The organism is Mixta mediterraneensis (genome assembly GCF_030283135.1).
Classification (GTDB): domain Bacteria; phylum Pseudomonadota; class Gammaproteobacteria; order Enterobacterales; family Enterobacteriaceae; genus Pantoea; species Pantoea mediterraneensis.
Map to the genome: position 1 here is coordinate 1 of NZ_JASUAZ010000034.1, position 26,808 is coordinate 26,808.

General features: G+C 52.5%; 28 protein-coding genes, 1 other RNA gene and 1 pseudogene. 15 read left to right on the forward strand and 15 right to left on the reverse strand.

Annotated elements, in window-relative coordinates:
- Positions 1-279 precede the first annotated feature (279 nt).
- The 9 genes from QRY16_RS16340 to QRY16_RS16380 all read left to right on the forward strand — a co-directional run bounded on the left by QRY16_RS16340 (position 280) and on the right by QRY16_RS16380 (position 8,074).
- A complete protein-coding gene (locus QRY16_RS16340) occupies positions 280-612 on the forward strand; it encodes a glycine dehydrogenase (RefSeq protein WP_289777345.1) in 333 nt (110 codons plus the stop codon).
- 164 nt (positions 613-776) lie between these two features.
- Complete coding sequence (locus QRY16_RS16345; protein ID WP_289777346.1) at positions 777-1,133, forward strand: SFCGS family glycine-rich protein; 357 nt, start codon at positions 777-779, stop codon at positions 1,131-1,133.
- Positions 1,134-1,135: 2 nt separating this feature from the next.
- Positions 1,136-1,435, forward strand: a complete 300-nt coding sequence (locus QRY16_RS16350; RefSeq protein WP_289777347.1) for a DUF4312 family protein — start codon at positions 1,136-1,138, stop codon at positions 1,433-1,435.
- Positions 1,436-1,588: 153 nt separating this feature from the next.
- Positions 1,589-2,365, forward strand: coding sequence for a DUF4311 domain-containing protein (locus QRY16_RS16355; protein ID WP_289777348.1), 777 nt, complete (start codon positions 1,589-1,591; stop codon positions 2,363-2,365).
- A 12-nt stretch (positions 2,366-2,377) separates the two neighbouring features.
- Entirely contained in the window at positions 2,378-3,019 is a 642-nt protein-coding gene (locus QRY16_RS16360; RefSeq protein WP_289777349.1) for a DUF4310 family protein, read from the forward strand.
- A gap of 43 nt (positions 3,020-3,062) precedes the next feature.
- Complete coding sequence (locus tag QRY16_RS16365; RefSeq protein WP_289777350.1) at positions 3,063-4,193, forward strand: amidohydrolase/deacetylase family metallohydrolase; 1,131 nt, start codon at positions 3,063-3,065, stop codon at positions 4,191-4,193.
- Entirely contained in the window at positions 4,177-5,298 is a 1,122-nt protein-coding gene (locus QRY16_RS16370; protein ID WP_193406472.1) for a DgaE family pyridoxal phosphate-dependent ammonia lyase, read from the forward strand. The genes QRY16_RS16365 and QRY16_RS16370 overlap by 17 nt, the downstream gene beginning before the upstream one ends.
- Entirely contained in the window at positions 5,295-6,035 is a 741-nt protein-coding gene (dagF, locus tag QRY16_RS16375) for a 2-dehydro-3-deoxy-phosphogluconate aldolase (protein WP_289777351.1), read from the forward strand. The genes QRY16_RS16370 and dagF overlap by 4 nt, the downstream gene beginning before the upstream one ends.
- A gap of 128 nt (positions 6,036-6,163) precedes the next feature.
- Positions 6,164-8,074, forward strand: a complete 1,911-nt coding sequence (locus QRY16_RS16380) for a BglG family transcription antiterminator (protein ID WP_289777365.1) — start codon at positions 6,164-6,166, stop codon at positions 8,072-8,074.
- Positions 8,075-8,091: 17 nt separating this feature from the next.
- Here QRY16_RS16380 and QRY16_RS16385 read toward each other — a convergent pair whose 3' ends face one another.
- Entirely contained in the window at positions 8,092-9,000 is a 909-nt protein-coding gene (locus tag QRY16_RS16385; RefSeq protein WP_289777352.1) for a LysR family transcriptional regulator, read from the reverse strand.
- A 128-nt stretch (positions 9,001-9,128) separates the two neighbouring features.
- On the opposite strand from QRY16_RS16385, the gene QRY16_RS16390 reads away from it, so the two are divergent.
- Positions 9,129-9,833 (forward strand): pirin family protein, encoded by a 705-nt coding sequence (locus tag QRY16_RS16390; RefSeq protein WP_289777353.1) that lies wholly within the window; start codon positions 9,129-9,131, stop codon positions 9,831-9,833.
- A 145-nt stretch (positions 9,834-9,978) separates the two neighbouring features.
- Here the strand turns inward: QRY16_RS16390 and dolP are convergent, their stop codons facing one another.
- From dolP to QRY16_RS16410, 4 genes are read right to left on the reverse strand one after another with little or no spacing between them, the layout of a single operon-like run.
- The gene (dolP, locus tag QRY16_RS16395; protein ID WP_193406476.1) at positions 9,979-10,551 is read right to left on the reverse strand and encodes a division/outer membrane stress-associated lipid-binding lipoprotein; all 573 of its coding nucleotides are present in this window, start codon (positions 10,549-10,551) and stop codon (positions 9,979-9,981) included.
- 14 nt (positions 10,552-10,565) lie between these two features.
- Complete coding sequence (gene diaA / locus QRY16_RS16400; protein ID WP_289777354.1) at positions 10,566-11,153, reverse strand: DnaA initiator-associating protein DiaA; 588 nt, start codon at positions 11,151-11,153, stop codon at positions 10,566-10,568.
- Positions 11,154-11,167: 14 nt separating this feature from the next.
- Positions 11,168-11,563 (reverse strand): YraN family protein, encoded by a 396-nt coding sequence (locus QRY16_RS16405; RefSeq protein WP_193406478.1) that lies wholly within the window; start codon positions 11,561-11,563, stop codon positions 11,168-11,170.
- The gene (locus tag QRY16_RS16410; RefSeq protein ID WP_289777355.1) at positions 11,521-13,554 is read right to left on the reverse strand and encodes a penicillin-binding protein activator; all 2,034 of its coding nucleotides are present in this window, start codon (positions 13,552-13,554) and stop codon (positions 11,521-11,523) included. The genes QRY16_RS16405 and QRY16_RS16410 overlap by 43 nt, the downstream gene beginning before the upstream one ends.
- Before the next feature lie 62 nt (positions 13,555-13,616).
- Between QRY16_RS16410 and rsmI the strand changes: the two genes are divergently transcribed.
- Both rsmI and rnpB read left to right on the forward strand, forming a co-directional pair.
- The gene (gene rsmI, locus QRY16_RS16415; protein WP_193406480.1) at positions 13,617-14,480 is read left to right on the forward strand and encodes a 16S rRNA (cytidine(1402)-2'-O)-methyltransferase; all 864 of its coding nucleotides are present in this window, start codon (positions 13,617-13,619) and stop codon (positions 14,478-14,480) included.
- A gap of 33 nt (positions 14,481-14,513) precedes the next feature.
- Positions 14,514-14,892: RNase P RNA component class A (gene rnpB, locus QRY16_RS16420), an RNA gene on the forward strand.
- 380 nt (positions 14,893-15,272) lie between these two features.
- Here rnpB and QRY16_RS16425 read toward each other — a convergent pair.
- From QRY16_RS16425 to QRY16_RS16470, 10 genes and pseudogenes are all read right to left on the reverse strand, one after another.
- Positions 15,273-16,247: a glutathione S-transferase family protein gene (locus tag QRY16_RS16425; RefSeq protein WP_289777356.1), complete on the reverse strand. Its 975-nt coding sequence runs from the start codon at positions 16,245-16,247 to the stop codon at positions 15,273-15,275.
- Positions 16,248-16,323: 76 nt separating this feature from the next.
- Positions 16,324-16,734 (reverse strand): DoxX family protein, encoded by a 411-nt coding sequence (locus QRY16_RS16430; protein ID WP_289777366.1) that lies wholly within the window; start codon positions 16,732-16,734, stop codon positions 16,324-16,326.
- Between the two features lie 204 nt (positions 16,735-16,938).
- Complete coding sequence (locus QRY16_RS16435; RefSeq protein ID WP_193406482.1) at positions 16,939-17,223, reverse strand: YqjK-like family protein; 285 nt, start codon at positions 17,221-17,223, stop codon at positions 16,939-16,941.
- On the reverse strand, positions 17,223-17,618 hold the full coding sequence (locus QRY16_RS16440; protein ID WP_193406483.1) for a phage holin family protein: 396 nt from the start codon (positions 17,616-17,618) through the stop codon (positions 17,223-17,225). Before QRY16_RS16440 ends, QRY16_RS16435 begins: the two co-directional genes overlap by 1 nt.
- A 2-nt stretch (positions 17,619-17,620) precedes the next feature.
- The gene (locus QRY16_RS16445) at positions 17,621-17,926 is read right to left on the reverse strand and encodes an ElaB/YgaM/YqjD family protein (protein ID WP_193406484.1); all 306 of its coding nucleotides are present in this window, start codon (positions 17,924-17,926) and stop codon (positions 17,621-17,623) included.
- A 35-nt stretch (positions 17,927-17,961) separates the two neighbouring features.
- Positions 17,962-18,336 carry a DUF1090 domain-containing protein gene (locus QRY16_RS16450; protein ID WP_193406544.1) on the reverse strand — a complete coding sequence of 125 codons (375 nt, stop codon included), beginning with the start codon at positions 18,334-18,336 and terminating at the stop codon, positions 17,962-17,964.
- 198 nt (positions 18,337-18,534) lie between these two features.
- Positions 18,535-18,882: an EnvZ/OmpR regulon moderator MzrA gene (gene mzrA / locus QRY16_RS16455; RefSeq protein ID WP_193406485.1), complete on the reverse strand. Its 348-nt coding sequence runs from the start codon at positions 18,880-18,882 to the stop codon at positions 18,535-18,537.
- Positions 18,882-19,556 (reverse strand): DedA family protein, encoded by a 675-nt coding sequence (locus QRY16_RS16460; RefSeq protein ID WP_289777357.1) that lies wholly within the window; start codon positions 19,554-19,556, stop codon positions 18,882-18,884. The genes mzrA and QRY16_RS16460 overlap by 1 nt, the downstream gene beginning before the upstream one ends.
- A gap of 323 nt (positions 19,557-19,879) precedes the next feature.
- Positions 19,880-20,653 (reverse strand): transcriptional regulator ExuR, encoded by a 774-nt coding sequence (exuR, locus tag QRY16_RS16465; protein WP_193406487.1) that lies wholly within the window; start codon positions 20,651-20,653, stop codon positions 19,880-19,882.
- An 87-nt stretch (positions 20,654-20,740) separates the two neighbouring features.
- A pseudogene (locus tag QRY16_RS16470) lies at positions 20,741-22,046 on the reverse strand (MFS transporter).
- 396 nt (positions 22,047-22,442) lie between these two features.
- On the opposite strand from QRY16_RS16470, the gene uxaC reads away from it, so the two are divergent.
- From uxaC to QRY16_RS16485, 3 genes are read left to right on the forward strand one after another with little or no spacing between them, the layout of a single operon-like run.
- Positions 22,443-23,858: a glucuronate isomerase gene (uxaC, locus tag QRY16_RS16475; protein WP_289777358.1), complete on the forward strand. Its 1,416-nt coding sequence runs from the start codon at positions 22,443-22,445 to the stop codon at positions 23,856-23,858.
- A 2-nt stretch (positions 23,859-23,860) separates the two neighbouring features.
- Positions 23,861-25,309 (forward strand): tagaturonate reductase, encoded by a 1,449-nt coding sequence (locus QRY16_RS16480; protein WP_289777359.1) that lies wholly within the window; start codon positions 23,861-23,863, stop codon positions 25,307-25,309.
- 4 nt (positions 25,310-25,313) lie between these two features.
- Positions 25,314-26,804, forward strand: a complete 1,491-nt coding sequence (locus tag QRY16_RS16485) for a UxaA family hydrolase (protein WP_289777360.1) — start codon at positions 25,314-25,316, stop codon at positions 26,802-26,804.
- Positions 26,805-26,808 lie beyond the last annotated feature (4 nt).

Sequence of the window (26,808 nt, forward strand, 5' to 3'; positions counted from 1 at the left end):
GCTGACCGGCGTTTTTTCATCATCGTTTTTGCTTATCTCTCAGCGCGGCAAAAAGCTGCTTTCATTATTCACCGCATGATTTACGCATAGCGCTGACACTTTCTCTTCATATTACGCATAACGCGACTGCGATCTCACTAACCCTGCATCCTGCGATCTGACGCACGGTACTCACGTTGATTTCCACTTTCATCTGGAAAAGTTGCGTCTCCACAGCTGGCGAGTGTTCACGTAATTTATTTTCAATGCGAATTATCCAGTTTTAACAGGAGTAGTAAGGTGAGTCATGACGGCGTTCCGGTGCAAGACGCGCCCCCGGAGAGAGTCCAGCAGTTAGCGGACAAGATAATGCAGCAAATCGCCGTGATATATGAGCAGCACGGTATCCAGCCCAATGCGGTTCAGCAGCAAATGCTGGTGTCACACGTTCGCGCCATGGCATCGCGTTCATTGAGCGGCGAGCCACTACCGGAAGTAGAAGCTGAACTGTTCGAGGATATTTCACCAGAAACCATGCAGCTGGCGCAGCAGGTGGTGGATCTGTTTGGCAATTTACCGGTTGAAGAGGCGTGGCTGTTGTCAGTGCATATCGAAGTCGCGCGATCGCATTAATTTATCTGGCTGACTCGCCACTGGATTGTCGGGGAGTCATCGGGATTCATATGTCCTTCAGTGCGCGCCGGTTTCTGCGTGCTGACCATCATCGGACAGGCTTCGCTGCTGTCGGTGAAGCCGCGATGAAGCGTAAAAATCCATAAACATTTCAGGAGTTCAACATGGTAACAGTAGTGATTGGCGATCGTTTAGGTAAAGGACAGAAAGTGGCGGCGGGTATTGAGAAAGCTGGCGGTCGCGCGGTAGTGGTGCCTGGCGTTGCGGCAGACATGAAGCTTGGCGACGCGATGAAAGCAGAAAATGCCGACTTTGGCATTTCGTTCTGCGGCAGCGGCGGCGCGGGCGCCATCACGGCACAGAATAAATATGGTTACAAAGCCAGGCATGGCATGCGCTCAATCGACGAAGGTGTCACCGCCATCAACGACGGCGCTACCGTTTTAGGGTTTGGCTTTATGGATAAAGAAGAGTTAGGAGAGCGTCTGGTGCAGGCGTGGAACAAGAAGCACGGCAGCTAACCATGAAAGAACATTACGTTACTCAGGTGGCGGTGCAGGGCAAGGGCGACACCAAAGCAAAAGCGTTCGCCGATGCGCTGAGTCGCGTGCAAAACCAGGTTTTGCGCGCCACGCAAAAAATTCTGTTGCGCATAGAACCCGAAGATGTGCGGGTGCTACGCGCGCAGGAGAGCGTCAAAACCGAAAAGTTTCTCTTTTTCTTTTTGGCGCGCCAGCGGCGGAGTTACAGCGTTGAGCTGGAGATTACCGTCAGCGTTACCGTAATCGATACCGAACAGGTTGCGTTTACGGCGACGCCCTAACTACCCGTCACACTTCAGGCTGCAGATGCGGTGGTTGCGTGTGTCCGGCCCCGCCACTTACTCAGTAAGCTTCCGGGTACGCACAAGCTTATTACTCTTCTGCTATGCGGATTGTTTAGGGCAAACAAAAACGAAAAACAAAGGTACAACTTTATGTTTTTAATCATTTTGTTTAAATCGTTGATCATCGGCGGGCTGGTTGGGGTAGGCGTCGGTGCAGGTGCGGCGCGTATGTTCTATGCGCCCACCACACAAGGCATGGGCGCTTTTCGTACCCTTGGCGAGTTGAACTCGTGCGAGGGCGATCCAGCGTCCCATTTTTCCTTTGGTCTCGGTTTTTTCTTTAACGCCTGGGCTTCATCCGTTGCGGCGGGTTCCTTCACGCAGGATGTCGATCATCGCATCATTCCTAACTGGGGCGCAGCCGCGCTGATGGTGAAAAACCGTAACGTGGCAGAAACGCTGCACGATCCGAAAAAAATGGCTATCGCCTGCGGCATTATTGGCATGGTTGTGGTGGCGTTTCTCAATTCAACGGCTTCAGCGGTGCCAGCGGCGTTGCAGGTTACGGCAGTGAAAGTCCTGGTGCCAGCCGCGAACTTACTGGTGAACACCGTGATGCCGGTAATTTTCTGGCTTGCAGCTATCGATGCGGGTAAGAAATCTGGCTTCTGGGCGACCATTTTTGGCGGCCTGGCGCAGCTGATCATGGGGAACGCGGTGCCAGGGCTGGTATTAGGTATCCTGATTGGTAAAGGCGTTGAGGAGAGTGGCTGGAACAAGGTCACCAAAATAATGATGTTGGTCATTATTTTGTTGTTTGTACTCAGCGGCTTTTTCCGTGGCTTCGATATGAAGCTGTTGCAGTCTTTCCAGCTGGGTATCCCCGGCTGGCTCGATATGATCCACAACTCGATGAGCGGAAAATAAGAGGCGATCTCCATGAACGAAAATAAAGGTTTCTGGTACGCCGACTGGTCGTTCCCGATTTTTGTTGGCCTGCTTTCCTCTGGCGTGTTCGCCGGTACGCACATGTACTACCTGTACGGTATTGGCGCCTTTAACGAAGTGGCATTTGTCTCGATGTTGCGTTCTGGTATGGAAACCGGCGTCTACGGGGCGGTGGCGGCGTTTGGTGCCAGCTTCTTGTTTGCGCGCATCATTGAAGGATCGCTGGTGGGCATTCTCGACATCGGCGGCGCGATTCAAACCGGTATTGGCCTTGGGGTTCCCGCACTGCTCTTAGGCGCAGGAATTGTGTTTCCGGTGGCGAATTTTGCCGCCTCGCTGGCAACCGGCCTGGTGATTGGTGTGGCGATTGGTTACGTCATTATTCTGGCGCGCAAATTCACCATCAATCAAAGCGACTCTACTTATGGCGCGGATGTGATGATGGGCGCCGGTAATGCTTCGGGTCGCTTTCTGGGGCCGCTAATCATTTTGTCGGCGATGGCCGCCTCGATTCCAATTGGCCTCGGCTCGCTGCTGGGAGCGCTGCTGTTCTATCTCTGGAACAAACCGATTACGGGCGGTGCAATTTTGGGCGCGATGATTCTGGGTGCCATTTTCCCGATTGCACTTTGACAGGGCAGGCAGCTCATCAGTGGGCTGCCGTTAAGGAGTATCCATGTTCGACTTGATTATTCGTGATGCACGACTGAGCGATGAACGACTGGTCGATATTGCCGTGCAGGATGGCAAAATTGCCGTCATCGGTAGTGTCCAGGGCGAAGCGAAAAGCGAACGCAACCTGGCGGGACGCTATTATCTCAGCGCCGGGTGGATCGATGCTCACGTTCACTGCTATCCGAAATCCCCGATTTATCATGATGAAGCCGATGCGATTGGCGTCAGTCAGGGGGTGACTACGGTTATTGACGCGGGCAGCACGGGCGCGCAACACATTGACGATTTCTATCAACTGACGCGGGCGGCGCTAACCCAGGTGTATGCACTGATTAACATTGCCCGTACCGGCATTGTTACCCAGAATGAGCTGGCTGATATGGCGCAGATTGATGGCGCTGCGGTTGAGCAAGCCGTTGCACGCCTGCCAGATTTTATTGTCGGACTCAAAGCGCGTATGAGCAGCAGCGTGGTGGGCGAAAACGGCATTCAGCCGTTGATAAAAGCCAAAGCGATTCAGAAGGCAGTGGGTAATCTGCCACTGATGGTGCACATCGGCAACAATCCCCCTAACCTCGACGATATTGCCGATTTGCTCAGTTCCGGCGACATCATTACTCATTGCTATAACGGCAAACCCAACCGCATTTTATCCCCGCAGGGCGAACTCAAAACGGCGGTGAAAAATGCTATCGCGCGCGGCGTGCGCCTGGACGTCGGGCACGGTAGCGCCAGCTTCAGTTTTGAAGTTGCACGCGTCGCCATTGCACAGGGTATTCTGCCTGACAGCATCAGCTCCGACATTTACTGTCGCAACCGCCTGAATGGCCCGGTGCATAACCTGGCACACGTGATGTCGAAATTTTTCAGCGTTGGCATGACGCTGCCGCAGGTGATCGACCGCGTAACGCGGAAAGCGGCGGATGGTTTACGCCTGGCGCATAAAGGACGCCTTGAGGTGGGCTACGACGCTGACCTGACCATTTTTACAGTGAAAGAGGAAGCTTGCCCGTTCGTTGATTCTGAAGGCGAGCGGGTTGAGGGCGGGAAACATCTGGTTCCGCTAGCGGCTGTGGTGGCTGGAGAGTGGATCGTGACTGAAGAAGGAAAAGCCAATGTCTTCAATTTATGAAAAATATGGCCTGAAGCAGGTTATTAACGCTTCCGGCCGTATGACGATCCTGGGCGTATCTACGCCATCAGCAGATGTGATCGACACGGTGAAATATGGTCTCGATCACTACTTCGAAGTAAAAGATCTGATCAATAAAACGGGTGCGTATATTGCCGGTTTGCTGGGCGTTGAAGATGCCGTTGTGGTGTCCTGCGCGTCAGCGGGTATTGCCCAAAGCGTGGCGGCGGTGATTGTCAAAGATAATGACTGGTTGCTGGATAATCTGCATACCGCGCCGCTTACCGTGCCGCACGAGATTGTGATGCCAAAGGGGCATAACGTGAACTTCGGCGCGCCGGTGGGGACGATGGTCGCGCTTGGCGGCGGTCATTTGGTCGAGGCAGGATACAGTAACGAATGTTCACCAGAGCAGCTGGCTGCAGCAATTACTCCGCAGACGGCAGCGATCCTTTACGTGAAATCTCATCATTGCGTGCAGAAAAGTCACCTGAGCGTTGAGCAGGCAGCGGTGGTTGCGCGCAAACATGGCGTGTCGTTAATTGTCGATGCGGCGGCTGAAGAAGATTTGCAGTGTTACTACCAGTCAGGTGCAGACCTGGTGATTTACAGCGGCGCAAAAGCTATCGAAGGCCCCACCAGTGGGCTGGTGACTGGCAAGCAGCGTTACGTTGAGTGGGTAAAACGCCAGAGCAACGGTATTGGCCGGGCAATGAAAGTGGGCAAAGAGGGCATTCTTGGTCTGACTCAGGCGATTGAAAACTATCTGACGCACGAGAAAACCAGCGGTGCGCAGATGGTCGAGAAAATGACGCCATTTATTGAAAACCTCAACACGTTAAGCGGTGTAACAGCGCGCGTGGTTTGGGACGCAGCTGGACGTGACATTGCCCGCGCTGAAATCAAATTTGATGAAGCGGTGATTAATCTACGCACGGGCGATCTGGTTCAGACCCTGAAAAATGGCGATATTGCGATTTACTTCCGTGGCTATAAAGCGAACGAAGGCATTATCGAAGCGGATGTCCGCAGCGTAAGCGCCGATCAACTTCATATTATCTTCACCTCAATCCAGGCATTGTTAAACGGAGCAAAAAACGCATGACGCTGACGCCAAATTTTTATCAGGATCGCTTATGCCTGAATGTGCTGGCAGGCTCAAAAGAGAACGCACGCGCCATTTGGCAGGCTGCTGAAGGGCATGTGTTGGTTGGCGTGCTATCCAAAAACTATGCCAGTAATGAGGCGGCGATTGCCGATATGCGCGAGTATGCGGCACTGATCGACAATGCACTGTCGGTTGGTCTGGGGGCCGGCGATCCAAATCAATCCAAAATGGTGAGTGAGATCTCAGCGGTGCTACAACCACAGCATATCAACCAGGTTTTTACCGGCGTTGGCATGAGTCGCGCACTGCTGGGACAAACGCAAACTGTGGTGAATGGCCTGATTTCACCGACCGGCACGCCGGGTAAAGTGAAAATATCTACCGGGCCGCTGAGTTCGCAACGTAGCGATGGTATTGTGCCAATCGAAACAGCCATTGCGCTGTTGAAAGATATGGGTGGCAGCTCAGTGAAATATTTTCCAATGGGTGGCCTGCAAGCGATCAATGAGTATCGTGCGGTGGCGGAAGCCTGCGCCAGACAAGATTTTTGGCTGGAGCCGACCGGTGGCATCGATCTGAACAACGTCGAAGAGATCGTACGCATTGCGCTGGATGCTGGCGTGAGCAAAGTGATCCCACACGTTTACAGTTCGATCATTGATAAAGACAGCGGAGAAACTCGCGTGAAAGATGTGCGCCAGCTTCTGAAGATATGTAAAAAACTGCTGGCCTGATAAGCGATCTTACGTCCTCGCGCACAGGATGGTGCGCCGGGAATAGGTACTAATGGACGTTGGACGAGGAACTTCGTAGTCTGACGTTTTGGCAGGCTTCTTCCAACTGCTGCTACAGGTAGGACATGGTGAGATTTCCCAATCAACGCCTTGCGCAACTGTTTGACGCATTGCAAAACGAAACGCTGCCACAGGATGAACTGGCCCGGCGTTTCGCCGTGTCTACCCGCACGGTGCGTACTGACATCACCGCACTTAATGCGCTGCTGGAGCAGCACGGTGCGCAGTTTGTACTGAACCGGGGAGCGGGGTATCAGCTCAAGGTCGAGGACGCCCAGCGCTTCCTTCATCTTCAGCAACAAACCCGCTCGCCGTTGCGTGTGCCGCGTACCTCGGCGGAACGCACTCGCTATTTGCTTACCCGATTTCTTACCGCAGCCTATTCGCTCAAGCTGGAAGATCTGGCAGAAGAGTGGTTTGTCAGCCGCGCTACGCTACAGAATGATATGGCCGAAGTGCGTGAATGGCTGGGCCGGTATCATCTCACTATCGAAAGTAAGCCACATTACGGTATGAAGCTGTTTGGCAGTGAAGTCGCGATCCGCACCTGTTTAACTGATCTGCTGTGGCAAATCGATCAGGAACAACCGGACAGTCCGCTGATGACGATTGAAGCGTTAAACAGCGGTATGCTGGAAACGTTGCAGCCCATGTTGCAGCTCTGTTTTGCCTGCCACAATATTCGTCTTAGCGATGAAGGTGAACGTTACTTGCGGATTTACTGCGCGGTAGCGGTGCGCCGCATCAGTGAAGGCTATCCGCTGAACGATCCCGGCGCGGAAGACATCGGTGATGAAGTGCGTGAAGCGGCGCACAATCTGATTAATCAAATGCGTCCCTTAGTCAGTAAACCGATTTCGCTGGCAGAAGAGAACTGGCTGCGCGTTAATATCGCGGCACGGCGCATTCAGGATGTGGCACCCAGCGCCATTAATGCCGACGACGCCGATGCGCTGGTGGATTACCTGCTCAGCTATATTAACGCCCATTACAATTTCAATCTGCAAAACGATGAACAGCTGCGCGCCGACTTGCTCACTCATATTAAAACCATGATCACACGGGTGCGCTATCAAATTGACATACCTAACCCATTGTTAAGCAATATCAAACAGCATTATCCGATGGCATATGACGTGACGCTGGCAGCGGTAACCAGCTGGGGGAAATACACGCCTTATGTTATCAGCGAAAATGAAATCGGCTTTCTGGTGCTGCATGTTGGCGTGGGGCTTGAGCGTCATTACGACGTTGGCTATCAGCGCCACCCGCGCGTGCTGCTGGTGTGCGATAGCGGCAATTCAACGCTGCGCATGATCGAAGCGATGCTGATGCGTAAATATCCGCAGTTACAAGTCACGGCACGTTTGTCGCAGCGTGAATACGAAGCGCGCAACCGCATTGATGAGGATTTTGTCATCTCTACTATCCGCCTCTCTGAAAAGGAAAAACCAGTGGTAGTGATGTCGCCATTTCCTACCGGTTTTCAGTTAGAGCAGATTGGCAAGCTGGTGCTGGTGGATCGCACACGGCCTTATATGCTGGAGAAATTTTTTGATGCTCAGCATTTTCTGATTGTCGATCACCCGATAACGCAGTTGCAACTTTTCAGTCAGCTTTGCGAGCAGCTTGAAACAGAAGGATGCGTTGATGGTGCATTTCATCAGTCGGTAGTAGAGCGTGAAACCATTGTCAGCACTATGCTGGGCGAAGGTATTGCCTTGCCGCACTCGCTGGGATTGCTGGAGAAGAAAACGGTGGTCTATACCGTGCTGGCTCCGCAGGGTATTGCCTGGGGCGATGATACGGCCTATGTCATTTTCTTGCTGGCGATCAGCAAAAGCGAATATGAAGAGGCAATGGCAATTTATGATTTATTCGTGACCTTTATGCGCGAGCGAGCAATGACAAGATTGCGTGACAGCAGTGATTTTTTCAGTTTCAAAGTGGTGGCCATGGATTGCCTGAGCCGGTTGTAGAAAAACGCGGAATATGCCTATGAAGCACTATTTTTCCTGGCCAACAGTCGCGGGATCTCGCGTAAACACCATGCCTTGGCTTCACCCATGCTGTCGCGACGCCATGCCATAATAATATCCACTTCGCGGGTATATTCCGGGCTGACTACGCGTAGACGACCTTCAGCAATATCCTGTTCTATCAGCGAATAGGGCATGGTGGCGACGCCGAGTCCTGCCAGTAACGCGCGGCGTTTATCGTCCATGCTGCTTACCGTCAGACGCTGTTGTTTATCCAGCAGTTGTACGGTCAATACCGGACGCTCGCGTGCGGTGTCTGCTACTGCAATGCCGCGATATTTTACGCGCGTCACTTCCGATAGGGGTTCGGGCTCGCGGTGAATCGGATGATCTGCGCTGGCGACGTAAACGCTCATCATCGTGTACAGCTTGCGGGTGTTGATTTCGGTCGAGGCGCGAAAGTGCATATCTGGTGCAACGACAATATCGGCACGGCCTTGTTCCAGTCTTTCCCATGCACCTGCCAACACTTCTGTGATTAACGCGATCTGCGTGTTAGCTTTGTCTGCCAGCCGGGTCACCAGCGGAAAGAGCGCCTCTGTTGGCACCAGGGCTTCTGTGACGATAGTTAAATGGGTTTCCCAGCCGCGTGCTAATGCTTCCGCATCCGTTGTCAGCTTGTCGGCGGCTTCTAATAACACACGACCCCGCTCAAGCAGCATTCTTCCGACATTGGTGAACTTAGTACGGTGGCCGGAACGGTCGAACAAGACGACATCCAGCTCCTCTTCCAGCTTTTGCATGGTATAGCTGAGGGCAGAGGGAACGCGACCCAGTTCATCCGCTGCTGCAGCAAAACTTCCCCGCCGATCAATTGCATCCATCACACGTAAAGCTTCAAGGGTTAACGCGCGGTCTTTAGCCATCCCGGTCTCTTTCAGGAAATTTGAACATTCCCGGCAGATTAACTGGCTAACAATCCGGCGTCCAGCCTTTTACCATAAGCGTATAGAGTCCGCGGCAGCCTTTTGCCGCCGGGCGTGGGAGGCAAACAATGATTACGACACGCAGTGCGTCCGCTTGTGGACAAGCCGATTTCGGTTGGTTGCAGGCGCGCTACAGTTTCTCTTTTGGTCACTATTTCGATCCCAAATTAATGGGTTATGCCTCGCTACGCGTATTGAATCAGGAAGTGCTGGCTCCTGGCGCTTCGTTCCAGCCGCGTACCTACCCGCAGGTTGATGTGTTGAATATTGTGTTGCAGGGCGAAGCAGAATATCGCGACAGTGAAGGCAACCACATTATCGTGAATGAAGGTGAAGCTGCGTTGCTTTCTACGCAGCAGGGCGTCAGCTACAGCGAAATCAATCTCAGTAAAGAGCGGCCATTAACGCGGATGCAGTTATGGCTCGCAGCGTGTCCGGAACATGAAAATCCGCGGATGCAAAAAATAGAGTTACCAGAAGGTCAGACTTCACAGCTACTGGCATCGCCAGACGGTACGGAAGGCAGCCTGCAGCTACGACAGCAGGTATGGATCCATCAGGTCGCGCTTGCGCCGGGCGAAGAGCATCTGTTGCTGCTGCACGGTCCACGCGCTTATCTGCAATCGATTCATGGCTCGCTGGCTGCTTTCGCGGGCGCAGATCAACAGGAAAATTTGGGTTGTGGTGATGGGGCTTTCTTACAGGAAGAACGGCAAATCAGGCTGATGGCGAAAACGCCAACCCGGCTATTAGTGGTTGATATTCCGGTATAAAACAGACAGTCAGCTTGTCCTGAAGAGAGTAACAGCTCGTCAATACAAGTCATCCAGGCCGGACGTCCGGCCTGGATGACTACTTAACCCACGCCGTCCATGGCGGTGGGACGCTCTACCTTTCGGGCTTTCGTGCGGCCCTGACTTACTTCAGCATAGTGAAAGCGGTGGTCACGTGTTTCACACCACTTACGCGGCTGGCAACATCGGCTGCAGCCTGGCCTTCCTGAGGTGTCACCAGACCTAATAAGAACACTTCGCCGTTTTCTGTTGTCACTTTCACATTGGATGATTTCACCTGATCGCTGCCTAACAGCTGCGAGCGGATTTTTGTCGTGATCCAGGTATCGGATGATGAAGTGCCGAGACTCACTTTCTGTCCAATACGGATCTCGTTATAGACTTCAGTTGCACCGTCTACGCCCAGAGTGATTTGCCTGGCGCGATTGGCGATCTCCTGCGTAGGAGCCTGGCCAGTCAGCAGGACTTTGCCCTGATAAGCCGTCGCAATTACGCGTGCATCCGTTTTGATTTGCTGATCTTTTGCCAGTGCATTAGATACGCGTAATTCCAGGGTCCCGTCATCAACCTGTGTGCCTACCGAGCGTGGATCGGTCGCGGTTTTAGTCGCAACGGCGGCGCTGCCGGCAACCACAGCGACACAGCCCTGTAACATCATGGCGGTTAAAAGAATGGCTACAGCATTCAATGCTTTCATTATTGCTCCTTCAGTCATTCCTGGTGTGGGAACAGAGTATTGTCGATAAGATCGCACAAGCAGTTGAGCGTCAACATATGCATCTCCTGGATGCGTGCGCTACGGTGTGAGGGAATACGAATTTCCACGTCATGCGGTCCCAGCAATCCAGCGAGTTCACCGCCATCATAACCGGTAAGCGCAACGATAGTCATATCGCGCGTTACGGCTGCTTCTACCGCTTTAACAATGTCACGGGTGTTACCGCGAGTCGAGATGGCTAACAGGACGTCGCCCGCCTGGCCTAGCGCACGAACCTGCTTGGCATAAATTTCATCGTGAAGTCGATCGTTAGCGATTGCCGTCAGCATAACGTTATCCGCACTTAACGCCAGCACAGGCAGGCTGGGACGCTCGGCTTCAAAGCGATTGATCATGCTGGCTGCGAAATGCTGCGCGTTAGCGGCGGATGCGCCATTACCACAGCTGAGGATTTTGTTGCCGTTCAGCAATGACTGCACCAACGTCATTGCCGCACGGGAAATTGCATCAGGCAGCGCTTCCGCTGCGGCAATCTGGGTTTGGATACTTTCTGTAAAACATGCTTTTATTCTGTCCTGCACACGACCACCTGGCTCTAAACGTCGGTATTAAAGGCATTGGGCAACCATTCAAGCGCCGTGCCGGTAATGGCAATGATGTCGAAACGGCAATTCACTGTTTCAAAACTGCCGCCGCGTTGTGCCAGCCAAAATGCAGCAGCACGCAGCAGCTTATGTTGTTTCTGTCGGGTAACGCTGGCAAGCGCGCCACCAAAACGCGCATCGCGTCGATAGCGCACCTCGACAAATACCCAGCAATGCCCGTCGCGCATTATCAGATCAAGTTCACCGCCGCGACTGTAAACATTGCTGGCTACCCATTTCAGGCCAGCACGCTCAAGATGATGACGGGCGCGCTGTTCATGCTCGGCACCAATCTGTCGGCGGTTTAATTGACCGGTCTGATTTCGCCCTGACGATACTGGTTCCATGACAACTTCCTGTTGATCACACAATCCGTGTCGGCGCTGAGTTCGCCGGTATTGCCCGTCAGGGAAAAGCCTGGCACCTGACGCATTTGGTTAAAGTGATTGGCCAGTTTCCAGGCATCAATTCCCATTGCATAAAGGCGAACCAGCGAATAATCGTTATTAAACGATTTCGCCGTCTGCTGCATCAGGGCCGGGTTGACGCCAGAAAGCAGCGGAATATCGCTGAACTGTAAGCCATCCATTTCAAGACGGAAATCCGGTCCAGCCCCTGCCTGGAAGCTACGCGAGCTGGCATACAGAGCGACGTTACTGCGGCTGCCGGTGCGCATGGAAATCATTGGCTTAATCAGCTGCAATTCATCCTGAGTTGAGACGATGTACACCGAATCAATATTGCCGCCAGCGCTGGCACTGGCGACATCCGGCGAGCCAGACTGAGGGGCCGGAATGGTTAAACCCGCGATAGCCACCCCTTGTGGCTGCTCAGGCGTCACATTTATCGGCGTTCCGCTTAAGGCGATGCCAGCACCGCTGTTAATGCCCTGTTTCAACTCGGAAGTTGAGCCGAAACGCTGTTGCAACGCGGTGTTACCTCCCAGCGATTGCCACTCTTGCGCAAAGGCTTTGGTGACGCGATCGCCAAAACTATTACGCGGCGCCAGAAGCAACGGCTGACGTTTACCTTGATTCCATATATGGTGCGCGGCATCACGTGCTTCGTCTTCAGGAGAAAGCGCAAAATAACAGATATTCGGATGGTTCTGGATCTGTTCAGGCTCGTTAAGCGCCAGCACGTTTAAAGGTGTTTGACTGTTGGCGACCGCTTCAACATTACTTTTCAGCAGCGGGCCGACCACAATGGTGGCTCCCTCCTGCTGCGCTTGCTGCATCACCTGCTGAATCGGCTGGCTGCTGGTGTCATACACTTTTACTTGCGCATTACTGGCAGGCTCAGTGGGAGGAGCAGAGGCCACGGCGGGCTGCGTTGCCGCCGTTTGCGGTTGTTCAGGAGGCGTTACTTCAGCCGCAGCCGGGCTGACGACAGCATTTGGGTCGGTTGCAGGCTGGGTAGCGGTATTGGGATCGTCTGGTGCCGGTTGCGCTGGCGTCGGCTGCGGTGCTGGGGTCAGGACGCCATTCTTCGAATCGTTAAACCCTTTCTGAATCGCGTTGGCAAAAATTTGCGCCTGGCCGTTCAGCGGCAGTAGCAGCGCAATAATGCTGGTGGAAGCACTGGAAAAGTTTTGTGCCTGACTGAGCTGTGTCGGCAGGGTTTTCGCGCCTGGATTTTGCGGATAGCGTGTCTGCCAGTCTTTGGTACCCGCTTTTAGCATCTCGGCATCTTGTGCATTAGCCCGCCAGACAGCCAGCAAATCAAGCCACCCCTGCAGAACGTTTTCGTCTGCATTGATAACCAGATTATTAACCTGCTGCGGTGGCATCTGCGTCAGTGCCTGCCAGGTTGCATCAATATTGCCTTGATGATCGGCTCCCGACAGCAGCGGTTCTTGCGCAATATAATTACGCAACAGCGAAAGTGAAGGGCGACCCTGTGAAGCGGCAATCTGCAAGCCGTAATAGCGTGCCAGCTCATCTTTTGATAATGAACCGGTTTTCACCTGACCCAGCAGCGAGAGTGCGTCATTCATGTGCTGTTGCGCGATCTGATATTGCGCTTTCAGCAGCAGCATCTCTTGTTGCTGTATCTCAGAAAGTTGGGCAGGCAGCTGATTGAGCTGTTGATTAGCTTGCGGGTATTTTCCTTCCTTCAACAAGGCGCGGATTGCAAGTAATTGCCAGTCGGTCTTGCTATCATCGCTGCTTTGCTGCACTTGCTGTAGGTAGTAAGCAGATCCACCCGTAGCGGGACCCTGAACATTGACGGTTGGGGTTTGCGGCCCTTGACCGCTACATGCGGCTAAAATCAGCGCTGCAAGAAGGACAGGCACAAAGCGTCCTGCTTTATGACGAACGACTTTTGAAGGAAGCATACTGTATCCAGTGATGTTTTTTTCAAGATGCTCAATATTAAATCGGCAATTCGGATGAAACAATGAAACAACACGATCGGGCAGATATTTCTGCCAGCACGCTCTACATCGTTCCAACCCCGATTGGTAATTTGGGTGACATCACCCAGCGGGCGCTGACGGTGCTTTCGAGCGTCGATCTGGTCGCTGCGGAAGATACACGTCATACCGGACTGTTGCTACAACATTTCGCCATCAATGCGCGGCTCTTCGCACTTCACGATCACAACGAGCAGCAAAAAGCGGAGCTGTTGCTGACGAAGCTGCAGGAAGGGCAAAGCATAGCACTGGTCTCTGATGCCGGTACGCCATTGATCAACGATCCCGGCTATCATCTGGTGCGCCGCTGTCGCGAAGCGGGAATTCGCATTGTGCCATTGCCAGGGGCTTGCGCCGCAATAGCAGCATTAAGCGCCGCGGGATTACCGTCCGATCGTTTCTGTTACGAAGGGTTTCTGCCTGCCAAATCCAAAGGGCGCTGCGATGCTCTGCGGTCCGTGCTCCAGGAGCCGCGAACCCTGATTTTCTATGAATCGACGCATCGCTTGCTGGATAGTTTGCAGGATATGGTTACCGAGTTCGGTGCAGATCGCTACGTGGTGCTGGCGCGGGAACTGACTAAAACCTGGGAGTCTATTTACGGTGCGCCAGTGGGAGAATTACTGGCGTGGGTAAAAGAGGACGAGAATCGTCGCAAAGGCGAAATGGTATTGATTGTGGAAGGGCATAAAGCGGATGAAGAGGCGTTGCCGGCTGATGCGCTGCGCACCTTAACACTATTGCAAAAAGAGTTACCGTTAAAGAAAGCGGCGGCATTGACCGCTGAGATTCATGGCGTGAAGAAAAACGCACTTTATAAGTACGCTCTGGAGCATCAGGAAGCGTGACAAATGCGGGCGAATGCCCTATCATCCGCCGCCGAAGCTGACCAGACAGTCGCCGCTTTGTCGTCGTCCTCACTTGTGGGGAGACGGGCGAAGGGGAGGAAAGTCCGGGCTCCATAGGGCAGGGTGCCAGGTAACGCCTGGGAGGCGCAAGCCTACGACCAGTGCAACAGAGAGCAAACCGCCGATGGCCCAGAATTGGGATCAGGTAAGGGTGAAAGGGTGCGGTAAGAGCGCACCGCGCGGCTGGCAACAGTTCGTGGCACGGTAAACTCCACCCGGAGCAAGGCCAAATAGGGGTTCACAAGGTACGGCCCGTACTGAACCCGGGTAGGCTGCTTGAGCCAGTGAGCGATTACTGGCCTAGATGAATGACTGTCCACGACAGAACCCGGCTTAACGGTCAGCTTCGACTTATTCAGACAACGCCCCGCATGATCAGCGGGGCGTTTTGTTTTGTGCGGCGATGGAGTGTCCACGACGCTCTCCATGAAAAGAAAGCGGCTTATCGGTCAGCTTCGGCTTATTCAGACAACGCTCCGCATGATCAGCGGGGCGTTTTGTTTTGTGCGGCGATGGAGTGTCCACGACGCTCTCCATGAAAAGAAAGCGGCTTATCGGTCAGCTTCGGCTTATTCAGACAACGCTCCGTATGATCAGCGGGGCGTTTTGTTTTGTGCGGCGATGGAGTGTCCACGACGCTCTCCATGAAAAGAAAGCGGCTTATCGGTCAGCTTCGGCTTATTCAGACAACGCTCCGCATGATAAAAATTGCGGGGCGTTTTGTTTTGTGAATTATCCCCGCCCGTGCGGCTCATCCCAGTTAAATGCAGGACCCAGAGAGATCACCCCGTTCGGATTGATGGTTTTATGACTGCAATAATAGTGATGGCGAATATGCGGCAGATTGACCGTTTCGGCAATGCCCGGCATTTGGTAAATATCCCGTAAAAAACCGCTCAGATTAAGATAATCACTAATACGGTGGCGATCGCACTTAAAATGCGTGACATAAACCGGATCAAATCGTACTAATGTAGTCCACAAGCGCAGGTCCGCTTCTGTTAACTGGTTGCCAGTTAAATAGCGATGTTGGCCCAAAATCTGTTCAAGACGCGACAGTGAATGGAACAGCGCGGTGACTGCTTCATCATAGGCTTGCTGGGTTGTCGAGAAGCCCGTTTTATAGACACCATTATTAACCGTGTCGTATATCCAGCCATTCAGCTCATCAATCTGTTCCCGCAATGCAGGCGGATAATAGTCGCCTGCCCGAGCGCCAACTGCGTCGAAGGCGCTGTTAAACATGCGGACAATATCGGCAGATTCGTTACTGACAATGGTGTTTTGTTGCTTATCCCACAGCACCGGAACAGTGACACGACCGGTATAATGAGAATCGGCATGCAAATAGAGCTGATAGAGAAATTCGTTTTGGTACAGGCTGTCGCCGGTTGTCGCAGGGAAGTCGTCATCAAAGGTCCAGCCATTTTCCAGCATCAACGGGTGCACCACTGAGACATCAATCATGCTTTCCAGCCCTTTGAGCTTACGCATCAGCAGCGTGCGATGCGCCCACGGACAGGCCAGAGAAACATACAGATGATAACGATCGCGTTCAGCGGTGAAGCCAGCCTTCCCGCTGGGGCCAGCGCTGCCATCTGCCGTGATCCAGTTACGCCACGCCGATTCTGAACGTTTAAAGCGTCCACCGGTTGATTTTGTATCGTACCAGGTATCATGCCAGACACCTTCAATTAATTGGCCCATAACGCCTCCAATGCCAACAGGGCGAGGAAAAGTCCCCGCCCTGCTAAGTATATGTAGCTTTTTGTCTGATGAGAGATTAGTGCGCTAACGCAGCCTGGGGCTTTTTGCTGATCAGCCGATCAATACTGTAAGCGCTTGGCCCTACCAGACCTAATATCAGAAAACCACCGGCAATCGTCAGATTCTTTATAAACATCAACTGGTTGACGCCTTCTGCAAAGTTACTGTGAAACAGCAACGCTGTCAGAATAGTGAAACCGGCAGTAAATAGGGCAGTAAAACGGGTCAGAAAACCGAACAGAATAGCCAAACCACCACCCAGTTCCAGCAGTATCACCAGGGGCAGCATAAAGCCCGGCACGCCCATCACTTCCATATATTGCTGCGTCCCAGCATAGCCGGTGATTTTGCCCCAGCCAGCGGTAATAAACAGGACTGGCATCAGGATACGAGCCAGTAATAACCCAGCATCTTCGAAGTTTTTCATCATTATCTCCAGGACTAAAAGTCTGGCAGGACAAAGAGCTCATGCCGGTTAACCCCATTGATAGCAGCTTTGCCAGTCATTGGGTTGATAGCTGGAGATGATAGTCGCGTGCTGAAAAGGTTGTAAGCGAGATATATTGTCGAACTTTTTCAGAAAAACTGACAGTAGAAAGCCAGCCCAGTAGGGGCCAGCTTTAACAGGAGGTTAACGCTGAGGAAGTGCGGCTTTAAACATACGCCAGGTGCTCCACAGACCAAAGCCGCGTTTTGCCCATCGCATCAGCTTATTCGGGCTGCGGACGGACCAGATAGCCAGGGCGCTACTACCAATAGCCAGATAACGTCGTATGCTGAGAAAAGTCAGCCAGCCACGATCATAATGCGCTGTGCCATAAAGCCAGTCACGGCGCGCGGCGCTTAAGTCCAGTCGCTGTTGCTGCACCTGGTTAAGCAGCTCATGGATGCGTTCTTCACGTTCGCGGCGACTCATTAGCGTTCCTCTTCAAGCAATGCACGATCGGTTTCCAGTTCTTTTCGCGTATGACGTAGCAGCGTAGATTGACGTGTCTTATGTAACGTCCAGAGTCCGAGGATCAACGCCAGCGCGAACAGAACAGCGGTCGTGATGCCAATCGCCATCAAACGATATTGCGCATCCACCGCCCAGATAATCAGCACCATCAGGCTCATCAAACCAAATGCGGTGAATAACATCGTCAAGCCAACCATGATTAATAACTGAATCAGATTCGCTTTTTCTTCTTCCAGCTCCGCGACGGCCAGACGTACACGCGTTTCAACCATGCCAACCAGCGTAGTAACGATACGCTGGCCAATATTAATGACCCCTTTGCCCGGGCCCTGGTTCTGTTGTGATTCAGCCATAATTAGCGCCGCGAGATGAGGATACCCAGCGCGACGCCAATGGCTGCACCGATACCAACACCATGCCAGGGGTTTTCACGCACGTAGCCTTCGGCTTTCTGTGCGGCTTCACGGGTGGTCGCTGCCAGGCGTTCGCCTGACTCACCCAGACGCTCACGCGAACTCTCTAACGCCACGCGCGCTTTGTTGCGCAGTTTGTCCAGTTCACCTTTTGATTTGTCTGTACTGCTGCTTAACACCTCTTCCAGGGTATCAGCCAGATTTTTTAGCTCAGCACGCAGATGTTCAGACGATGCATCTTTAGACATGAATTACTCCTTTAACCTCAGTAGATTGGATACGATTAATAAGGCTCCGCCTGTAACTTTTTCAGTTCGCGGCGTGCTTCTTCCAGTTTTTGTTCACGTTTAGCAATCTTATCCTTGTCTTTACCGTCCTGGCGCTCTGCTTTAAGTTCGCGTTCGCGCTCGGCAACTTTCTGTTTCTGCGTATTGATTCTTTCCAGATGCGCCGCTTCAAGTTTTTTATCTGTACAGTTGGCGCGAACTTCGGTTAAGGCGCGCTCCAGACCGTTAACGCGGCGCTGATTGTTATGCTTCTGCGCCATGTCAATTTCTTGCATAATATTCTCTTCTTTTTGCTGACAGAGCGACTCTCCTGCCATCAGCGAGCCTGAAAGAGAAAAGAGTGTGAATCCCAGCAATAATTTATGTTTCATCAGGCTGATTACCTTCCATTGTGACTTAACCTGTGACTGACCGGATAAAGTGTAATCCGGACGAGCCTTTACTTTACTTATTCCTAAAGCATAGACACCAGCAGGTAAAAGTTCAAAGAACACGAGGAGATACAGAAAGTTCCAGGCCACAACGCTTTGTGCACTGTAGCCGGGATCCTTACGAGGAAAAAGAAGTGGCTACGCCAGTGACAGGCGGTCAGCTTGATCGTGTTGCGCCACAATAAAACCTTGCGGCAGCAGGCGGCGTAGGACTTTTTGTGCCGCCAGACTTTGCTCTTCGCTGTCGAAATGGATCACCAGCGCATTACCAGAAGGCGTAATGCTTTTGATACGAATACCCTGTGCGGTGAGCTGTTGGTAAAGATAGAAACCATCAGGTAAGGGCGTACCAGCATGCGAAACACGGATTTGTACCACCGTTTCATGACGCATCAACGTGGGTGCCAGACTCAGTGCGATCAGCACGAACACGCCGCCAGTTATCCAGGGTAGCCAACGCTTTTGAAAACCTTTCAGCATGAACATTACTCAGCTTTCCCGTTTTGGCTGGCCTGACGTTTACGCCACAACACAATTAAAGAACCCACCAAACCAATCACCAACAGCACCAGCGGCAGCATCATCAGAAAGAACATCAGTTCATCTTCATAGCGGCGGAAAATTGGCGTTTTGCCTAACGCGAAGCCCAGCACTGTAAGAATGACGACCCATAAGAAGGCGCTTACCCAGTTGAAAAATTGAAAGCGGGCGGTATTCAAGCCGGAAAGGCCAGCAATGGTAGGCAGTAAGGTGCGCACAAAAGCAATAAAGCGGCCAATTAGCAGGGCTGATAAGCCGTGGCGATGAAACAGACTGTGCGCGCGTTGGTGATACTGGGCGGGAAGATGAGACAACCATTTTTGTACTGTGGGCGTATTACCCAGCCAGCGGCCCTGAATGTAACTTACCCAGCAGCCCAGACTTGCGCCAGTAGTGAGAACTAAGATAGTCAGCGGAAAACTCATGGTTCCTTTGGCAATTAGCACGCCTACTAAAATCAGCAGACTATCACCAGGCAGGAAAGCAGCGGGTAATAAACCGTTTTCTAGGAACAAAATCATGAACAATACACCGTAAATTGCCCATACCAGCGTTGGATCGGAAAGAGTTTCATAATCCTGTTGCCACAAGGCATGCAGCAACGCTTGCAAAATATCCATCAATCATTCCTGAACATCATTGTTAAACATGTCCCGAGGGACTTAAGCGCAGGCCGACATTTGGTTATCGATTTTAGGAGCGCAGCCTGAGCAGATTTTTCCGGATCCATCCGAAATTGATTGTTAAATCAGCGACTTTATAAAGCCCTGTCGCAAAGGGTAAGGAAAGGGCGATAACTGTAACAAAAATCATGCGATCGAGACAGGGGAAACTGCCCGGCGAAGGGGAGTTTTACCCTGTGAGCCGGCATGTAAAAAGGAGTTTTACATGACCTGACACTATTGCAGTTTAACTGACCAGAAAGGGCGCATTTTCAACGGGATCAACGTGGCGTATTCGAACCATCTGGCAGGATGACCGGATTCTCACCAAACATGTAACGGTCCACATTAAATTCAAAATCATCGGCAGTGGCGTTAAACAGCATCTGCTTAGTATTTTCCAAATGATGCCACATCGCCAGTTTACTGGCGGCGGGATCTTTGCGCATCAGTGCTTTCAGGATTTGATCGTGATCGTCGCACCAGCTCAGAATGCTGCGCTGGTCGATATGTTCGTGGAGTTTAATCCAGTAAGGATTATGCAGGCGATGCAGCCACATTTTTTCGACAATGGCGGCTAATGCGCTGTTTTGTGTGGACTGCGCAATACGTACATGGAACTGCATGTCCCATTCTGAATCGCGAAAATGGTCTTCCTGGCGGGCTTTCTCCTGGATTGCCATTAATTCGATGATGTCCTGGCGGGTGACTTGCGTGGCCGCAAACTCGGCGACATTACTTTCGATAAGCTGCCGTGCCTGAAGCAGCTCAAAGGGACCAAAAGAGGCGAATTCTAACTGGTTGAATGTTGCAACACGATTTTGTTGCTGACTGGCGATGACGTGAATACCTGAGCCTTTACGCACCTCAACGTAGCCTTCCACTTCCAGCATAATGATGGCTTCACGCACCACGGTACGGCTCACTTCCATCTCTTCAGCAATTAACCGTTCAGCCGGTAACTTATCGCCAATGGAGTAACCGCCACTCTCAATGCGGCTTTTTAATGCGCTAGCCAGCTGTTGATAAAGTCGACGGGGTTCGGTGATTTCCATGGCGCGATCCAGAATGGCAAACGGGTAAGTTGTTATACCACCTTGCAGTGAGAGAGGAAAAGGGCTGGCAGCAACCAGCCCGATAGATTAACTGCTAATAGCTGCGCCTTGCGGTGCCTGCACTTCCTGCTCCAGTTCAGAGATCGGTTTGTTTTTCAAAACGGTCCAGATAACAATCGCGCCCAGTAAGTCAAACACGGCCAGTGCGGCAAACAGAGGGGCTAAAGCCAAGCGTATCAGCTAACGCACCCACGACCAGTGCAAACAGGGTGCTGGCGGTCCAGGCTGCCATGCCGGTTAAACCGTTCGCGGTAGCGACTTCATTGCGACCAAACACGTCGGAAGAGAGGGTGATTAGCGCGCCGGATAATGCCTGATGCGCGAAACCGCCGACACACAGCAGAGCGATAGCCACATAAGGACTGGTGAACAATCCGATGGTGCCAGGACCAATCATCAGCACCGCACCTATTGTGACCACCAGTTTACGTGACACGATCAGATTTACGCCAAACCAGCGCTGAAACAGCGGAGGCAAATATCCACCCAATATGCAGCCAATATCGGCAAACAGCATCGGCATCCAGGCGAACAGGGCGATTTCCTTCAGATTAAAACCATAAACCTTAAACATAAACAGCGGGATCCACGCGTTAAAGGTTCCCCATGCCGGTTCGGCGAGAAAGCGCGGCAGTGCAATGCCCCAGAACTGTCGATTCCGCAGGATCTGTCGGACCGACATTTTGCGCGTATTGCCGGTTTGATGCTGCGCCTCCTGACCGGCAAGGATATAGTGGCGCTCTTCTTCGCTCAGTTTGGTTTGTTGTTTAGGATGTTTATAGAAAACCAGCCAGCACAGTGCCCAGACCATGCTTAACACACCCGTGATGATAAAGGCCATTTGCCAGCTGTGCGCCATTATCGCCCAGACGACTAAAGGCGGTGCCAGCATGGCGCCAATTGATGAACCCACGTTGAAATAACCTACCGCTACTGAACGCTCTTTGGCAGGGAACCATTCGCTGCTGGCCTTCAGACCCGCCGGGATCATAGCGGCTTCGGCTGCGCCTACCGCGCCACGCGCTAAGGCAAATCCTCCCCAGCTGCCTGCCATCGCAGTCGCGGCGCAGAACAGGGCCCACAGTACAGCGAAAACGGCGTAGCCAATTTTGGTTCCAAGCAGGTCCAGCACATAACCGGCGACTGGCTGCATCAGGGTATAACAGGCCGAATAGGCGGCGATGATGTAGGAATATTGCTGCGTGGTGATATGCAGCTCTGTTTGCAACGTGGGTGCTGCCACCGCGATGGTGTTTCTTGTCAGATACCCCAGCACTGTGCCGAGTGTGACCAGGCCGATCATATACCAGCGTAGCCCTTTGATCTTACGCATCCTCTACCTCTTCCAGTTCTGTATGCGGACTTGCCGCTGTTGTTATCTGGAGCGGGACAACTCGTGATATAGCTCTGCTCACGCCCGCAGGTCCTGTAAAGCGACCTTTTTTTACCTTGTCTTTAGGTGTGCCTTTACGATGCACACGATGGAGCGAGAGCCTAACTTGTTATACAACTTTAAAAGTTGAGAGCCATCACAAAAACTCTCACTGCCTTATGGGATACTTTAAGCCCATGTTACGACAGCCATTTAGCCCTCAGCAGGCGGCAAAAGTGTCCATAAACGTAAAGTTTTACTGCGCATTATGTGAGCGAGATCGCAAAGAATTCTTCTGCTGGCTAAAATTGGTATGATAACTTTGGATCTAGAGGTTCAGCCTGAGAGGAAGTGAGCATGCCGCGTTTTATGACCGAAGATTTTTTGCTGGATACCGAATTTTCCCGTCGTCTTTATCACGACTACGCGAAAGATCAGCCGATTTTCGATTATCACTGCCATCTGCCACCGCAGCAGATTGCCGAAAATTATCGTTTCGCCAATCTTTATGACATTTGGCTGAAAGGCGATCACTACAAATGGCGTGCAATGCGTGCCAACGGTGTGCCGGAAGCATTTTGTACAGGTGATGCCAGCGATCGGGAAAAATTTAACGCCTGGGCGCGCACGGTGCCGCATACCATTGGCAACCCACTTTATCACTGGACGCATCTCGAACTGCGCCGTCCTTTCGGCATCTCCGACACGCTGTTGTCTGAGAAAACCGCCGATAACATCTGGGATCGCTGTAATGATCTGCTGGCGCAGGATGAATTTACGACGCGCGGCATCATGAAGCAGATGAACGTAAAAATGGTGGGCACTACTGACGATCCGCTCGACGATCTGTCACATCATCGCGCACTGGCGGATGACACCCATTTTGATGTCAAAGTGCTGCCGAGCTGGCGTCCGGATAAAGCCTTCAATATTGAAGCCGAAACCTTTTTACCGTGGATCCAGAACCTGGAGCGTATTGCTGACATCAGCGTGCAGCGCTTCGATGACTTGCTGCGAGCGTTGAGTCAACGTCTGGATTACTTCGCAGCGCATGGCTGTAAAGTGTCCGATCACGCGCTGGATGTGGTGTGTTACGCCGAGGCGGATAACGCCACGCTTGATGCTATTCTGTCGCGTCGCCTGGGCGGTACGGCACCGAATCCACAGGAAACTGCACAGTTTAAAACCGCCGTTCTGGTCTGGCTGGGTAGCGAATATGCCCGTCGCGGCTGGGTTCAGCAATATCATATTGGTGCGTTGCGTAATACCAACCGCCGTCAATATGAATTGCTCGGCCCGGATGTCGGCTTTGACTCCATCAACGATCAGCCGGTAGCGGAACCGCTGGCACGTTTACTTGGCGCACAGAATCTGCATAACGCATTGCCAAAAACCATTCTTTATTGCCTGAATCCGCGTGACAACGAAGTGATTGCTACCATGGCGGGCAATTTTCAGGGCGAAGGCGAAGCGGGGAAAATGCAGTTTGGTTCGGCCTGGTGGTTTAACGATCAGCTCGATGGTATGCAGCGACAGATGACGCAACTGGCGCAGATTGGTTTGCTAAGCCGCTTCGTTGGTATGCTGACCGACAGCCGCAGTTTTCTGTCTTATACGCGCCATGAATATTTTCGTCGGCTGTTGTGTCAGATGATGGGACACTGGGTTGAACGAGGCGAAGCGCCCGCTGACGAAGCCTTGTTGGGTCAGATGGTACAGAACATCTGCTTCAATAACGCCCGCGATTACTTCGGCATTGAGCTGGGAGTCTGATCATGCAGCGGCTAAATCGTCACGACTTTCCCGGCGCCCGTTATAGCGAACGCGTCATTCAGTTCGGTGAAGGTAACTTTTTACGTGCGTTTATCGACTGGCAAATCGACTGGCTAAATGAACACCAGGGTATTGATGCCGGGATTGTGGTCGTGCGGCCGCGTAATCGTGAAGTCAGCGACAGCCTGAATCAGCAGGATGGCCTGTACACCACGCTGATTCGGGGACTCAATGACCAGGGCGAGCAGGTCAGTGAAAAGCGGTTGATCCGCAGTCTGAACCGTGAAATTCAGCCTTATAAACAGTTCGATGATTTTCTGGCGCTTGCCAGAAATGCACAGATACGTTTCGTATTTTCCAATACGACCGAAGCCGGTATCGCTTTGGTCGAAACGGACACATTAGCCGATCAACCCGCCGCCAGCTTTCCTGGCAAGCTGACGCAACTGCTGTGGGCGCGCTTCAACCATTTTAAGGGCGCAAGCGATAAAGGCTGGCTGATCCTGCCGTGTGAATTGATCGATCATAATGGTGATACGCTGCGCGAAATGGTACTGCGGTATGCGGATCGCTGGCAGCTTACGCAGGAATTTAAAGCGTGGGTCAACCAGCATTGCGCGTTCTACAACACGCTGGTGGATCGCATTGTGACTGGCTTTCCCCCGGAAAGCGCGCAGCTTGCAGCGCAGCTGGGCTACGAAGATCGCTATCTGGTAGCGGGTGAAGTTTATTACCAGTTTGTGATCCAGGGGCCAGCCATTCTGGCTGATGAACTCAGACTGGATGCACTGGCTCCTCAGGTGCGAATAGTGGAAGACATCACGCCCTATAAAGCACAGAAAGTTGCGATCCTGAATGGTGCGCATACCTCGATGGTTCCGGTGGCCTGTCTTGCCGGGCTGGAAAGCGTGGGCGAAGCGATGGATGATACAGCGATTGCTGGCTTTACTGATGATTTGTTGCGTCAAGAGGTGATCCCAACGCTGGATCTGCCGCGTCATGAGCTCCATGCCTTTGCCGATGCGGTACAGCGCCGCTTCCGTAATCCTTTTATCCATCACGCCTTATTGTCGATCGCCCTGAATGGCATGACCAAGTTTCGCACGCGGTTACTCGCGCCGCTGCTGGCATCGCATCAGCAGTCCGGCAAATGGCCGCAGCGCCTGACCTTCGCCTTTGCCGCCTTAATCGCTTTTTATCGTGGCGAGTCAGATAAAAAAAGCTGGCCGCTGCAAGATGAAGCGCAATGGTTACAGCGCTACGCCGAAGGCTGGTCGGCATTGAAAGCTAGCCAGATTACTCCCGAACAGCTGGTAAGTAGCGTGTTAAGCGACGCGCAACACTGGGGAGAAGATTTAACCCTGCAACCGGGATTAGTGGCAGCGGTTACTCATCACCTGCAAAACATCATCGCCCACGGAATGCGTAAGGCGCTGAGTCAACTGAGATAACGCTATGCAAGACGCCATTAAAATACATTCTCGCGACAACGTTGCCGTAGCGTTGCGCGACTTAGCCGCCGGTGCCACCGTTGAGCTGTCGGGGCAGGGAGTGAAACTGCAACAGGACGTAGGACGTGGCCATAAGTTTGCGCTGCAATCCATCGCGCAAGGCGAACTGGTGATCAAATATGGCCTGCCGATTGGTCACGCCACTCAGCCAATTGCCCAGGGTGAGGTTATTCATTCTCAGAATTCGCGCACTAACCTTAGCGATCTGGATGAGTATACCTATCAGCCCGAACTTATTACTGTGCCGCCGCAGCCGGGCGATCGCGAAGTACAAATTTATCGGCGTGCAAATGGCGAAGTGGGCATTCGTAACGAACTCTGGATATTGCCTACGGTAGGCTGCGTGAATGGCATTGCCCGTCAGATCCTACAACGTTTTTTGAAAGAAACGCAGGATGCAGCCGGAACCGATGGAGCGTTTCTGTTTAGTCACACCTTTGGCTGTTCGCAGCTGGGGCAGGATCATGACAATACGCGAACCATGCTGCAAAACATGGTACGTCATCCAAATGCGGGCGCGGTGCTGGTGATTGGCCTTGGCTGTGAGAACAATCAGGTTGATGCTTTCCGCGAAACGTTGGGCATGTTTGAGAGCGACCGTGTAGAGTTTATGGTTTGCCAGCAGCATGACGATGAAGTTGAAGCAGGTTTGGTTCGCCTACATGCACTGTATGAAAAGATGCGCCACGATCAACGCGTACCGGGCAAACTCAGCGAGCTGAAGTTCGGGCTGGAATGCGGCGGTTCGGACGGTTTTTCAGGTATTACCGCGAATCCTCTGCTGGGCCGTTTCTCCGACCAGATGATTGCTAATGGCGGCACGACCGTCTTGACCGAAGTGCCAGAAATGTTTGGCGCTGAGCGTATTTTGATGAGCCGCTGCCGTGATGAAGCGACCTTTGATAAAACCGTGGCAATGATAAATGACTTCAAACAGTACTTTATCGATCATCAGCAACCGATTTACGAAAATCCCTCGCCGGGCAACAAAGCGGGTGGTATCACCACGCTGGAAGAGAAGTCGCTTGGCTGCACACAGAAAGCTGGACAAAGTCAGGTCGTGGACGTATTGAAATATGGCGAGCGGTTAAAAACGCCAGGCCTGAATTTACTGAGCGCACCGGGTAACGATGCGGTCGCCACCAGCGCGCTGGCGGGCGCGGGCTGCCATATGGTGCTGTTTAGCACCGGTCGCGGTACGCCTTATGGCGGATTTGTACCGACGGTGAAACTGGCGACCAATACGCCGCTGGCGGAGAAAAAACCACACTGGATTGATTTCGACGCCGGACGGTTGATTCATGGCATGAGCATGGACGATATGCTGGCCGATTTCGTCGATACCATCGTCGCGATTGCAAATGGCCGGGCGACAAATAACGAAAAGAATGATTTCCGGGAGCTGGCAATTTTCAAAAGCGGCGTAACCCTGTAATTAT